This window comes from Ignavibacteriales bacterium, assembly GCA_026390595.1.
GTDB lineage: Bacteria > Bacteroidota > Ignavibacteria > UBA10030 > UBA10030 > UBA9647.
Map to the genome: position 1 here is coordinate 1 of JAPLFQ010000028.1, position 13,459 is coordinate 13,459.

General features: G+C 54.6%; 8 protein-coding genes. 3 read left to right on the forward strand and 5 right to left on the reverse strand.

Features of this window, described 5'->3' with window-relative positions; all coding sequences use genetic code 11:
- From NTU47_15750 to NTU47_15770, 5 genes are all read right to left on the reverse strand, one after another.
- Positions 1-250, reverse strand: a 250-nt coding sequence (locus NTU47_15750; protein ID MCX6135259.1) for a hypothetical protein, incomplete at its 3' end; no start/stop codon positions are given.
- Positions 251-286: 36 nt separating this feature from the next.
- Complete coding sequence (locus tag NTU47_15755; GenBank protein MCX6135260.1) at positions 287-2,371, reverse strand: hypothetical protein; 2,085 nt, start codon at positions 2,369-2,371, stop codon at positions 287-289.
- A gap of 393 nt (positions 2,372-2,764) precedes the next feature.
- On the reverse strand, positions 2,765-3,886 hold the full coding sequence (gene menC / locus NTU47_15760) for an o-succinylbenzoate synthase (GenBank protein ID MCX6135261.1): 1,122 nt from the start codon (positions 3,884-3,886) through the stop codon (positions 2,765-2,767).
- Positions 3,887-3,888: 2 nt separating this feature from the next.
- Entirely contained in the window at positions 3,889-4,740 is an 852-nt protein-coding gene (locus tag NTU47_15765; GenBank protein MCX6135262.1) for a hypothetical protein, read from the reverse strand.
- A gap of 48 nt (positions 4,741-4,788) precedes the next feature.
- Complete coding sequence (locus NTU47_15770; GenBank protein MCX6135263.1) at positions 4,789-8,562, reverse strand: T9SS type A sorting domain-containing protein; 3,774 nt, start codon at positions 8,560-8,562, stop codon at positions 4,789-4,791.
- Positions 8,563-8,911: 349 nt separating this feature from the next.
- On the opposite strand from NTU47_15770, the gene NTU47_15775 reads away from it, so the two are divergent.
- The 3 genes from NTU47_15775 to NTU47_15785 all read left to right on the forward strand — a co-directional run bounded on the left by NTU47_15775 (position 8,912) and on the right by NTU47_15785 (position 13,379).
- Positions 8,912-9,895 carry a DUF4249 family protein gene (locus NTU47_15775; GenBank protein ID MCX6135264.1) on the forward strand — a complete coding sequence of 328 codons (984 nt, stop codon included), beginning with the start codon at positions 8,912-8,914 and terminating at the stop codon, positions 9,893-9,895.
- Between the two features lie 254 nt (positions 9,896-10,149).
- The gene (locus NTU47_15780) at positions 10,150-11,145 is read left to right on the forward strand and encodes a hypothetical protein (GenBank protein MCX6135265.1); all 996 of its coding nucleotides are present in this window, start codon (positions 10,150-10,152) and stop codon (positions 11,143-11,145) included.
- Positions 11,142-13,379, forward strand: coding sequence for a TonB-dependent receptor (locus NTU47_15785; GenBank protein ID MCX6135266.1), 2,238 nt, complete (start codon positions 11,142-11,144; stop codon positions 13,377-13,379). Before NTU47_15780 ends, NTU47_15785 begins: the two co-directional genes overlap by 4 nt.
- Positions 13,380-13,459: the final 80 nt, after the last annotated feature.

Below are 13,459 nucleotides of genomic sequence, written 5' to 3' on the forward strand. Positions count from 1 at the left end.
CTCCGGGTTTTACGATGACGACACCTGTCACTGATACAGTGTCTGCCAACGCATTGTCGAAGCGCCAGTTCGGCGACTTGTCGAGTTTCGTAGCGGTCGTCGAGGCCTGCAGCGTATCAAGCTTCTTCAGCGAATCCAGCGGCACTTGCTGGAGCTGCGGAATCGTAACAGCTTTCTGGGCAAACCCGACTGATAGACTGATAGTCAGGACCATCACCAGAAGTAATGTCCGTATCAACCATCGATTCATGGATACCTCCTTGTTGATGCAAGAATACAACCTGGATTATTTGACCACCAAAAACTTTCCTCTCTGAATCTCTCCCGTGTCTTTGTTCTTGACCGTGAAGAGGTACAAACCTGTTGCAATAGCCTGATCCTTTTTCGTGATGAGATCCCACGCATGTTCTCCCCCCGAGAGTTGCTGTGAGCCATCGGAGAAAGTCTGGAACCACCGGATGTCGCTTGCGTTGTACGTCGTCGCTTCATGGTCGAACTGGTCGATCAGGTCTCCGACGAGCGTGTAGATTCTGATTTCAGCGTGCGGTGGGAGGTTGTTGAAGTAGAGCTTTCGAGATCGTTCAGCGCCGCCATCCCAGTATGCCCGGGCGTAGTACGGGTTTGGGTACACACCGACCTGCTTGTCGAAATTCTGGTTTGCCACGGTACCCGGAACCACGCGGCGAAGGGTCTGGAGCTTGCTGCTCTCGAGGCTCTGGAGGTTTGTTGTCGCGTCGCCTGAATCATAGGCAGTGACAGCAAATCCATATTGCCACCCATTCAGCAGTTGCGGCACGACGAACTTGTACGAGTAGCGCGTGGTATCCGGCAGGAATTGAACCGGAGCCGCGAGCCGGACATATCCAAAACCCGTGTTATAGCCTATCTTGTCGTCCGACTTATCGAAGTCTCCGAGGAGGATAAGGTTTGAGAGGATGTTCTGCGACACCGTCAAATCAAACCCTACGGGCGTTCCGTAAATCCTATATCCCTCAAAGTCCTTCTGATTGGAAATTGGATCGACGGAGGCTTCTGCCACCTTGTCCCAGTACACTTCGACAGTTTTGTCCTTGGGCAGCACTTTCACGTGCGGCGGATCAGGCGGCGTCGGAAGGAAGTAGCGCTTTGGCACTCCGGGAGTCGACCAGCGCTCATTTGCGTCCTGAATACCATTACCATTCCTGTCTTCCCCGTTGTACGTCCTTTGCGACCACTCCGATGCCAACAGCAAATTCACTTTCTGGGCAGGTGAATCATCGATCGTCGGCGAAGCGCTCCTCTTTTTTGCTGCCATCAGCGCGAACACGACATTGATCGAGTCGCCTGCGGCGATACGGCTGAATGGCCCCACGCTGACCAGCGTCATGAAATTGCTCGGTTTCGGGATCGTTGTTATTTGAGCGGGGATCAGGCCGATAGACATCTTGCTATACCGCTCGATATCGGTCGAGGGGGAAAAGTATGTCGGATCTGACCCATTCCTGAATTGCCACGCATTGTATATCGTCTGATTTTTGAACGGAGTTGAACCCAGGAACTTGATCGCCGCGTAGTTGTCAGCCAGCCCGCCATCTCCATCATAGTCATATGCGTAACCGATATGAGCAGAATCGATGTATCCCAATCCTCCATGGCTGTAGAACGGACTTCCGGATGTCGGGGGAGTAACGTTGGTGTTCCGTACGACAAGATCTGCCCAGATGCCAACGTAGACGCTGTCGAGAGCGTAACGGTTCGTGTTCTTGATGGTGTAGTTGAAGATGACGAAATTATCGGCGAACGAGAAGTTGAACGCGTACGACTCCATGTGAACGTCGATGCCGAGCGGGCTGTGGTTCGGAATCGGCTCGTTGTTCTGGTTGGGGTTTATCGTGTTGACGTCGGTGAAATCGGCGAGAAAATCCTGATGACTGGTTGCCCGGGGATCGTAGAACGCGTTATCCGGAAGCGATGAACGCTCTAAAACACGTGAGCCTGTCCCGGTCGTAAATTCAAATCCCTCTGAGACACCGGCCCGAATCGACGAAACATCAACAGCTCCTGTTGTCACCCGCATCCCGCCGCCTGACCCATCTGAGCCAGCTCCTACCCAGAGTCCCCCCACAAAGAGGTGCTCTATGCCTGAACTGCGAGGGTACTGCATGGAGGGCTGCTGCGGCCAGAGACGAAAGCCATGGCCGATGACACCGAAGTTTGTCACAGTGAGGGCGATATTCCCGACGCTCGTGAACTTCGAATTGTCGTCGCCAGACGTCTTGTTCAGCGGAGCGCCTCCCCTGTCTTGCGCCGGGGCGGTGCTGGTACCGAGGACGATGAGCAATATCAGAGCCAGAACAGAGGCACGCATCCAGTGAGATTTGACGTTATTCACCTGCTAAGCCACTTATCAAAGACATCAGGAATTATGGGAGACTCGATGTTCCCAGCACGATGCACGAGGATCGGTCGACAGCGATGAACTCATACCATAAAGAGGAGAATCACGAAGTCGAACAGTCTGAATATGGATGGAAAATGGCCAAATGTCAATTAAGAAGTTGTTATGCGCAGGTTACCTTTCCGTGTGGCGCACGTGTCGCGCAATCCCGGAGAAAAGTGGTACGAGTTCGGGATGTTGGTCAGAAACGGAAAACGGATCTTGAAAAGCCAGACGCTGAGAGAGGTGTGGAACGGTCCGGAGGGATGCGCAGAATCGGCGGGGTCAATATTGGGAAGTGACTGACAAAGACGGGTGAGGTCACCAAGCCGCTGAGCTCAACAGACGTCAGACACGCAATACTTCACGACGCACCGTCAGCTCATCAATGCGACCGATGTCGACCGAGACACCTATTCCCGGTTTCGACCTCGGAACGGTGATTTTCCCTTCCGTGTCCATCGTCCATTCAGGATGAACGATATCCCGCACCCAGTACCTGTCGCTCGGAGAAATGTCGCCGGGCAAGGTGAAATTCTTCAGCGAGGCAAGTGCCACATTGTGCGCCCTGCCGACTCCGCTTTCGAGCATGCCGCCGCACCAAACCGGGATTCCGTGCCGCGCACAGAGATCGTGGATGGCAATCGATGACGTAAAGCCCCCCACCCTGCCGGGTTTGATGTTGACAATCCGCCCGCTGCCAAGTTCGATCATATCCTGAGCCCGTTCGACGCTCGTGATGGATTCGTCGAGACACAGTGGTGTCCTGAGCATTTTCTGCAGCTTTGCATGGCGTACGAGGTCATCGCAGGCCAGCGGCTGTTCGATCATCATGAGATCGAACTGGTCAAGCTGACACAGCGTTGCGAAGTCTCTTTCTTCGTAGGCATTGTTCGCGTCGACCATCAGGTGCGGATTCGAGCCCACCGCTTTGCGGACGAAGCGGACGAACTCAATGTCTTTGCCCGGCTCGATCTTCATCTTGATCTTCCGGTATCCCCGCTCGAGACTGCGTTGCACCTTTTCGAGCAGAATCTGAGGGCTTTCCTGAATTCCGATCGAAATCCCTACCTCGATTTCCCCTCTCACTCCTCCAAGAAGGTTTGAGAGCGGCACTCCGGCCGTCCGGGCCGACAACGCCCAGATTCCCATCTCGGCACCTGCCTTCGCCATGGAGTGGCCGCGAAAATCTGCCTCGAGCAACGGATACACTTCCCGCGGGCTCTTGATTTCCTTCCCGAGAATGCGGGGGGCGATCCATTCACGCAGAGCAAGCCAGGCTGTATCGACAGTTTCGTATGAATAGTTTGGTTCTTCACCGGCAACACACTCGCTCCATTCGATGACTCCCTCCGAACTCATGAGCTCGAGGAGGCAGATCCTTCGAATGTCTGTGACTCCTGAAGAAATCCTGAACGGCTCTTTCAGAGGGAGATGGATCTCGCGGAGAGTGATGGAATCGATTCGCACGCTCAACCTTGTTCCCTTGCGGATAGGCAATAGTAGCAACGGCCTGCTTGTTCATCCCGGTAGAACCCAAGAACATCATAGCCCGCAGAAAGGTAATGCTGAAACGCTTCACGCGTGGCCCGCCTGCACTCGGCCGCGGTCACTGCAGAGAGGTTTCTTACTGCGTGAATGTCCGGAGGTATCTCGATCCTGACGCGTGGGGCGACTTCAACGTTCAGTCTCTGAAGAACCGAGCACGGCGCACCGGCATGGATCCTGGAGACGGCCAACGGAGCATCCATGAATCCTGTCACATCGTGCCCAAGAGCACCGGCAAGAATGGTCTCAACCCGTTTGGTATCAATCCGCCACACGACGACGAACCGATCGGTGCCAATTCCGCGAAACATTTCGCTGTCTTCGCCGGGACCGTACATGTCCTGAACATACTCCGTGACTTCGACTCCGAGAGCATTAAAATTGAGGTGTGCGTTACGGGCAACGAGAGGATCGTAGGTCCAATAGACTTCTTTGATCCCGTTGCGAAGAAGGACGTCGCGCTGATAGAGTTTAAGCTTCCTTCCGATACCGGAGTCGCGGAGACTATCTTTGACTGCCAGCATGTGCGACCAATGGACAGGGAGTCCATTGCTGAACCCTGTGAAACCGAACACAAGTCCGACCATCGTTCCCCGTACATCGAAGGCTCCTGCTGCAATGCCTCCGATCCTCTGAACGATCTTCGCCAGGGATGAGGTAACAACCTCAGAGACATTCTGGCCCCATATTTCCCTCTGGAGATCCTCGAAGGCTTGAAAGTCCTCCGAGGATTCCAGCGGGCGAATATTCACGCCATCGTCGACGGCGTCGGACATACGGGAACCGGTGCTTGAAATCGCGCTGCCTCTCCTGACATGTGAAGCTTACTTCTCGAGAATCATTCTCTTCGTCTGAACAAATGCGCCGGAGCGGAGTTCATACAGATACATGCCGCTTGGCAGGTTCTGCGCATTCACCTTCACGAGGTAATTTCCCGCAGCCTGATATTGATTGACGAGCTCAAACACTATTTTCCCCAGCACGTCATAAACGCGCAGCGTAACCATGCCGGACGCCGGGAGCGAATACTGAATCGTCGTCGCCGGGTTGAACGGGTTCGGATAGTTCTGACTCAGAACGAAGTCCGACGGAACCAAGCCATCAAGCTTCTCGACTGCGGTCGTGCGGATCGTCTTGAAGCTCCGTGCGGACGAGTAGGCACTGTAACCGGCGGCATTCTTGGAACGGACACGCCAGTAGTACGTCGTGTTCAGAGCCAGGCCGGTAACCGACTTCGAAGTCGTCGTCAACGTCGTGTCGTCGACCACGGTCGTCGCGAACGTTGCGGAGGCCGAGACCTGCAAGTGGTACGTTGTCGCGCCTGCTCCGGCGTTCCAGCTCAACGTTGTCGTAAGCTGCTGGTTGATGGAGGTGTCTGCAGGTGAAGCAAGTGTTGGAGCAGATGGTAACGCCACAATTGCCTTGAAGCTGAAAGCGGTCGAGAACGCGCTCGTTCCACCAGCATTTTTCGCGTTCACGCGCCAGTAGTAGGTTGCATTATTCGTCAACGGACCGACAGCCTTCGAAGTGCCTGTCAGAGTGGAATCGTCAACAAGCGTTGAAGCAAAATCAGCAACGGTCGAGAGCTGGACCCGATATGTCACCGCACCGGCGGAGGCATTCCAGGTCAATGTCGTTGATAATGCAACACCAGTTGCCAAATCGGCTGGGGATGAAAGAACCGGCGCAACCGGTGCTCCGACGATCGTCGTGAAGCTGCGTGCCGTCGAATAAGCGCTGGTTCCGCCTGCATTCGTGGCACTCACACGCCAGTAATACGTCGTATTGTTCAGGAGTCCTGACACGACTCGTGAAGTTCCGGTAAGCGTCGCATCATCCACAACCGTAGTGGCAAACGATGAAGCGGTCGAGACCTGCAGCCGGTAAGTGGCCGCTCCCGCTGATGCGGTCCAACTCAGTGTGCTCGATACTGCCAATCCGGTTGCAGCGTCAGCAGGCGCAGAAAGCGCCGGCGCCGACGGAGCAGCAACCAACGTTGTAAAGCTCCTGGTTGAAGAGTAAAGGCTGGCGCCTGCAGTATTTGCGGCGTTCACCTTCCAATAGTATGTCGTTCCATTCAGCAGCCCGCTCATCGCCTGGGAAGTGCCGGTGAGCCCGCTCTGATCGTAGACCGCGGTGCCAAAGTTCTGGTCCGTGGACACCACGAGCCGGTAGCTCGTCGCGGCGCTGACAGCTGACCAGCTGAGGGAGACGTTTGTCGCCTGGCCAGTTGCACCGTTCGCGGGTGATGTGAGCGACGGGGCGCCCGGCGAAACGCTGGCAGCATCTCTGATTCTGCCGTTTGTGTAGGTGGAATTCATGTTAGTGCCGAGCGAATCCGTGATGCTGCTCGGGGTTGTGTTCGCAAACGTCAAAGCGCTCGTTCCGCTGACATAATTGAAGAGCAGGTTGAACAATGTCCCTGTGCCGATGTTGAGCGCCGGAGAGACGTTGAACCACGAGATATTGATGCTGCCGTTCGCGTTTGCATTCGTGACGGAAGTCGAATTGAAAATGCCAAACGCAGGTTGGTTCGCGATTCCCGTAAAGGTGAGCACCGTTTTGTCAAACGTGATCGTCAGGCTGAATGATCCGACGTGCGTGAATCCGGTGACCCCGACAGGAACGTTGATTGCGCTGCCGACCGTCGCGACCATATCAGGCATGTTGAGGCCGAGCTGGCCCGTGGTACCCGAAGTCGTCGTGAAGCTGAATACGGTCGAGTAGGCACTCGTGCCGCCTGAGTTCGTCGCGTTCACTCGCCAGTAATACGTTGTGCTGTTCGCGAGTCCGGTTAATCCCTGCGACGTTCCCGTGATCCCTGATTGATCGAAGATCGTCGATCCGAAATTCTGATCCGTGGAAACCTGTAGGCCGTAGCCAGCTGCACCGGCAGACGGATTCCAGCTGAGAGTCTGGGTCAACGGCTGGTTCGTGGCGCCATTTGCGGGAGCAGAAAGCGTCGGTGTCGGCGGAACGACAACAACTGTTGTAAAGCTGAACGTCGTCGAATACGCGCTTGTCCCGCCCGCATTCGCCGCACTGACACGCCAGTAGTAGGTCGTGCTCGAAACCAGTCCGGTCAACGCTTGCGATGTTCCCGTGACGCCGCTTTGATCGAGGAATGTTGTGGCGAAAGCGGAACTTGTGGACACCTGTACCCGGTAGCTTGTCGCCGTCGCGGAAGCGGTCCATGTAAGTGTCAGACTGGATGCTTGACCAGTTGCGACATTCGCGGGAGCGATAAGTGTCGGCGCCGCTGGTGCCGCTATACCGGTTGTGAAACTGAACGTGGCGGAATAGGCACTCGTGCCGGACGAATTCTTCGCGTTCACCCTCCAGTAGTACGTCGTGCTTGCCGCAAGCCCGCTGATGCTCTGAGATGTCGCTGTAAGAGTGCTGTCATTGTAGAACGTGGTGCCAAAATTCTGATCTGCGGAAACCTGCAGGCGGTAGGTCACAGCGCCTGTCGATGCTCCCCAGGTGAGCGTCACGGGGGTCGTGACACCAGTTGCGGCATTTGCAGGCGAGCTCAGAACGGGAACGGTCGGGGTTCCTGCCAGCGTCGTGAAACTCCTGATGCTGGAATAGGCACTGGTCCCCTGCGTGTTGTTCTTTGCCTTGACACGCCAATAGTACGTCGTGGCCGTCAGCAGGCCGCTCATCGCCTTTGAAGTCGTAGTCAGTGTGCTATCATCATACACTGTTGTGGCGAAGGACGAGCTTGTGGAAACTTGCAGCCGATATGCATCAGAACCTGGTGATGCAAACCAACTCAGGGTGACATTCGTCGCCTGGCCTGTTGCTGCGTCTGCGGGAGAAACGAGCGTCGGTGCAGCGGGAGGCGCAGCGACCGTCGTGAAGCTGTTCGCCGTTGGATAGGCACTCGTTCCGCCTGCGTTCGTGGCACTGACGCGCCAGTAATAGGTTGCGTTTCCGGAGAGCGGCCCAACTGCTTTCGACGCTGTCGTGATCGTTGCGTCGTCGAGTACTATTGATGTGAAAGCCGCATCCGTCGCAAGCTGGAGTCTGTATGTTTTCGCGATCACCTGTGAAGCCCAGCTCAGCGTTGGCGATACCGTGACAGCCGTTGCAGCATTTGCCGGCGCTGTCAAGGAGACCGTTGACGGAGGACCTGCGATTCGGCCATGAGTCCAAGTTCCAGGCATATTGTTGCCGAGTGAATCTGTCACGTTGCTTGGAGAGGTATTGAAAGTGAGATCTGAATAACCGGTCTTGTGAGTGAACAGAGCCGAAAGAAGTGTGCCAGTTCCAATATTCAGCGCCGGAGAAATATTGAACCATGAAAAGGAGACGCTTCCATTGTTGTTGGCATTCGTTACCGATGTCGCGTTGAAAATCCCGACTGTGGGCTGGCCGCTGTAGCCATTGTAGGTCAGAGCATTCTTGTCAAATGTGATCGTAATACTGAAGGAACCGACATGGTTGAATCCAGTCACTTTCACGGGGAGCGTATATGCCGCCCCGTTTACACCAGCAGTATCAGCGATGCTAACTGAAACCTGAGCAACAGCCAGGCTTGCGCCCATTAATAGCAACAGGGCAATCAAACAAAGCTTCAGCAGGTTGATTTTCATGTTGTACTCCGTAGTGGTTGTGGGAGAAATCTTCTGGATCCAAGCTTGGAAAAACAGTGATCAAAATCAGGGAAAGACGTGACGAACTTGCCCTAATTTGCGTTTGTAAGACTGCAAAAGCAAGAGGGAATGTCGTGTTTGGTCGGCTGTGTGAGCGCTCTCACGCACCCGAACGGGCATGGCACTTGCCAAACTTCCCAACACAAGGCCAAACGAGTGCGCCTCGTGCTGAACCGGTGCGGCGATGCCTTGCCGCGCCGAGACTGGGACAGACAACACTTGCATAGGTAGTGAACATTCGCTATCCTCGAAGTAGTTCCATCCACAGATGAAGAGTTGAACCGCGCCGATGTCGAAATACTCCTCTTTGTTGTTGAATTTTCTTGCGACCCTCTTCCTCCTGAGCTGTAACCAGCCTTTCGATCCCAAAGCCCCCTTCCAGGAGCAGCTTGTCGTTTTCTCAGTCCTTTCGACGGACCGAAACGCCCAATTTGTGCGGGTCGAGCGCAATTATATGCCGCCGGATTTCGACCCCCTGGCGGTCGTTGACGACAAGGCCATTCCAGGCGCTCAAGTCACTGTGACGGACGGACTATCCACCTACCGCTTCCGGGATACCACCCTCCCCCGTCTGGATACCTCCCGATTCAGGTCTCCAATTCATGCTTTTGTCATGAGCCCGTTTTCGCCTCAGGCAGGCAAGACATACCGCTTCACTGTGCAAACGCCCGGCGTGGAATCTGCTTCTGCCTCTGCGACCATTCCGTCGAAATCCTTTCCCAGCATGGGGATAACTGTTCCAATGATCCTGGATAGCCCCGGCAGTTTCAACAGCAACGAAGAAATGGTGTTCAATGTCGTGCTCTCGACGATTACGAGAGGTTTCGTCGGTCGGCTCTTCCTTGATTACGAGGTCCTCGAAGGTTCTGAATGGGCCAGCAAACGCACTGAAGTCCCGCTCATAGCGCTCGACCCTAAGTTCACGAGCTTGAAATATGTCACCTATCCACAGATGATAGCGCGAACCTCCACCGGCTTCGCAGCCCAGATATTCAGGAACTATCTTTATACCGCGACGCTAAGTTCGATCTCCTACGACCGATACAAATCGAACAAGATCATTTTCAACCGCGTGGTTTTTCAGGTGTTGCAAGCCGACAAGAACCTTTTCAACTATTTCAACGTAGCGCACGCGTATCGCGACGCGCAGTCAATACGACTGGATGAGCCAATGTTCTCGAATGTCACCGGGGGGACCGGTCTCGTGGGGGCCTATGCGCTGGACTCCCTCGTCCACCTCCTGCCGGAGGACTTCGTCTACAACAAGAGGTAACTCCGCAGGTTCTGTCAATTGCCATTGTCGAGTATTCTGGCTACAATTCATCTCAAAAACGCCAACTACGTCATTGCGAGGCGTTTCTTGCCGAAGTCCCGCTCTTTGGATCCGCCTCTATGCGGGATCCAGAAAGGCGGACAATCTCTCTTTTGTCTCGGCATACGTTGGTGAGATTGCTTCGCTCGCCCCTGCGGGGCATCGCTCGCAATGACTCTGAGGGTTAGAGACACGTATCAACCAAGAACGATAGTTTGGACAATCGCACCACGATGTCTCAGAGAATTCTCCTCGTTTTGATTTGCCTGTCGTTCTCGTTACTGACTGCCTGCAATGAGGCGTTTGACCCGCGGGCTTCACTTGACGAGAAGATGGTCGTTTTCTCCGTGCTTTCCACGGACCGTGACGTACAATTCGTTCGCGTCCAGACGAACTATATGCCTCCCGAGTACGATCCTCTTTCGTACACTTCGGACAATGTGCTGAGAGATGCAATCGTCACGATTCGGGAATCCAACAAAACGTTCCGACTGCGAGACACACTTCTGGCGAGATCGGACAGCACTCGATACAAGTTTCCGCTCCGGACATATTACCTGAACAGCTTCACACCGCAACGCGGGAAATCGTACAGCGTGATCGTGCAATCCCCCTCGTACGGCCAGGCATCCGCCTCTATTATTATTCCCGATCAACCGAGGATCACGCTCTCTCCCGAGATGCTGCAGGTGCTGGATCGCCCGGACAGGTCTCCGCAGGACGCTCCCATCATATTCATTGTGCAACTGTCAAGCATTTCGAAGGGCTACGTCGGGCGGCTGCTCATCTACTACGACGTTCTCAAAGGGTCGGAGTGGGTCGAGGAAAGGGTCGAGATCCCTGTCTCGTCCGCGGATTCATCGAAGTACAGTCTCGACATTCCACAATACCCTGACCTGAGGGTCTCCCCTAACACTTCGCAGATCGGGCTGATCTATCGCAATGGCTATTACAAAGGCATACTGAACAAAGTGAATGAAAAGTACAAATCTACGAGGATCATTTTCAAATGGGCAACACTCGTGTTGCTCCAGGCCGACAGGAACCTCTACGACTACTATAGTATCGTGCACGCGAGTCGTGATCCGTTTTCCATTCGGCTGGATGAACCGATGATCTCAAGAGTCACCGATGGCCTTGGACTTGTCGGCGCGTATAGCCTCGACTCGCTCGTGAACATTTTACCAGAGAACTTTTGGGGAAACCGATGATGCGACTCTCAATGCGACACTCCGCCTTTATCTTCCTCATCCTTCTGACAGTATGTGTCAATGCACTCTTCGCACAGACAACTGACGTCTACGGGGTCGTGACGGACAGCCTCACGAAACAGCGGATTCCGTTCACCAATATCTCTGTCGTTGGTACCCTGCGGGGAGCTGCCGCCAATAACCTCGGCTTCTATTTCATTCCCAAGCTTCCGCCGGGCACGTATGAGCTTGCGGCGAGTTCGATCGGCTACATCAGGGCTGTCCGGACGGTGGTTGTCCGGGAAGGCAGGTCGGTAGAGCTCAATTTCGAGCTCTCTCCTGTTGCCGTGCAGAACGAAGAAGTCCTCGTAACCGGGACCAGAAAGCGTCTGGAAATAGAGACAAAGACGACAAGCGTCCATGTGCTCGACAAACAGGACCTGAAGCTCGTTCCGGTCGCCGGCCAGCAGGACTTGCTGCAGTCGCTCAAGATTCTCCCCGGTATCGTTTCCACGAGCGACGTCAGCTCGAGGTTCTACGTACGCGGCGGCGCAGGCGATCAGAACCTGTTCATGTTTGATGGAATCAGGATCTACTATCCGTTCCACGCCCTCGGAATCTACAGTGTGTTCAGTCCGGAAGTTGTCGACAACGTCGAAGTCTACACTGGCGCATTCCCGCCGGGATACGGTGGCAAGCTCTCATCGGTCGTGAACATTACCGCCCGCGACGGCAGAGCAGACAGAATTGCGTCCCGTGCAAACATCAATTTCCTTTCGTCAGAGTTTGAGATTGAGGGACCTGCGATTTCCAAGTCGTCGTTCGTGATCAACGCCCGTAAATCCATCTCTTCCCACACGTTCGGCAACATCGTCGGACAGGATGTTCCCCTGTCGTTCTACGACGCGACGGCGAAGCTCTCGACGCAGCCGGGAGGCGTGCAGAAGTTCGACATCACGTTTCTGACGAGCGGAGATATTCTCTCCTCCCGCAGCCCTTCTGAACCAGAGTACTCGTGGAGAACCAACGGATTTGCGCTTTCAGGCTCAGGCCTGCCGAGCGCCAGGATGTTCGTGAACTGGCTTGTCTACGTGAGCAATTATACGGCCAGCCGGAGCGAAAGCGTCTCCGGGAACGTCACGGCGGCCTCGACATCCGTGAAGGAACAAGGACTACGGGCTAACGCTACTGTCTATACGGGTCCGCAAGACATGTACTACTTCGGATTCGATTTCAGTTTCCCCACGCTCGACTACTCATTCGTGAATAGACTGGGTCTGGCGCAGAAAATCCCGAGTTCACTTCTTGAAGTCTCCTCGTGGGCGAGGTATTCGACAGCCATCGGGCCTCTGACAATCGACGGCGGACTGCATGTGGAAATCGGTTCTCTCTTTGACGGTGGTGATGCCCTGCGTGAAATACAGCCCCGTGTCAATGCTAGTTATCTCGTGCTGGGAACGTGGAGAGCGAAAGCATCATACGGACGGTTTTCGCAACGAATGCTCACGGTCGGCAACGAAGATGACGTGATATCGATCTTCGATGCATGGATTCGCGTCCCGCGGGAGATGAAACCCCAGCAGGCAGATCACTACGTCATAGGACTCTCCGGAAGCATTACAGAACAGGCTTCGTTGAATTTCGAATCATATTACAAGCGGTACAATTCTCTGGTCGTCTACAATCGGGACAAGATCGACGCCACCGATCCTGACTACATCAAGGGTGACGGCGATTCCTACGGTGCAGAGGTTACGCTCCGTTCCCACTCTCCACTTGTCGATCTCTATGGAGTCTACTCTCTGAGTTGGGCGAAGATCAACAATGGAGGATTCGTCTACTATCCCCGGTACGACCGCCGTCACCATATCAACCTGATGGCAATTGGCCATCTCGTGCGAGGGCTGACGACGACCGTGAAGTGGGAGTTCGGTTCCGGATTTCCGTTTTCGCAGACGGTGGGATACTTCGACCGGTTGACGCTTGACAATGCGTTGCCCGGTCAGTTTGAGTCCGAGACAGGGTCACCATACATCATGCTCGGGCCGAAGAATGCCGCGAGACTTCCCGCCTATCATCGGATGGACGTAAGCGTGGCATACAACCTCCAGGTACTCGGACTCGACGTGAACGTTGGAGCTGACTTGTTGAACGTGTACAACAACAAGAACATTTTCTACTTCGACCGGCGGACAGGACAGCGGGTCAACATGTTGTCGTTCTATCCTTCGGCGACGCTGACGATTACGTACTGATCTCGTCCGAGGAGACAGAAGCCATCGCAAATCCGAAAAACGAAAACCGAAATCTCAAACGAACTCGAAAAACGAAATGC

Excerpts from the sequence above, each read along its gene's own strand:
- NTU47_15765 (MCX6135262.1), bottom strand. The coding sequence starts at position 4,740 with ATGTCCGACGCCGTCGACGATGGCGTGAATATTCGCCCGCTGGAATCC.
- NTU47_15770 (MCX6135263.1), bottom strand. The coding sequence starts at position 8,562 with ATGAAAATCAACCTGCTGAAGCTTTGTTTGATTGCCCTGTTGCTATTA.
- NTU47_15775 (MCX6135264.1), top strand. The coding sequence starts at position 8,912 with ATGTCGAAATACTCCTCTTTGTTGTTGAATTTTCTTGCGACCCTCTTC.
- NTU47_15785 (MCX6135266.1), top strand. The coding sequence starts at position 11,142 with ATGATGCGACTCTCAATGCGACACTCCGCCTTTATCTTCCTCATCCTT.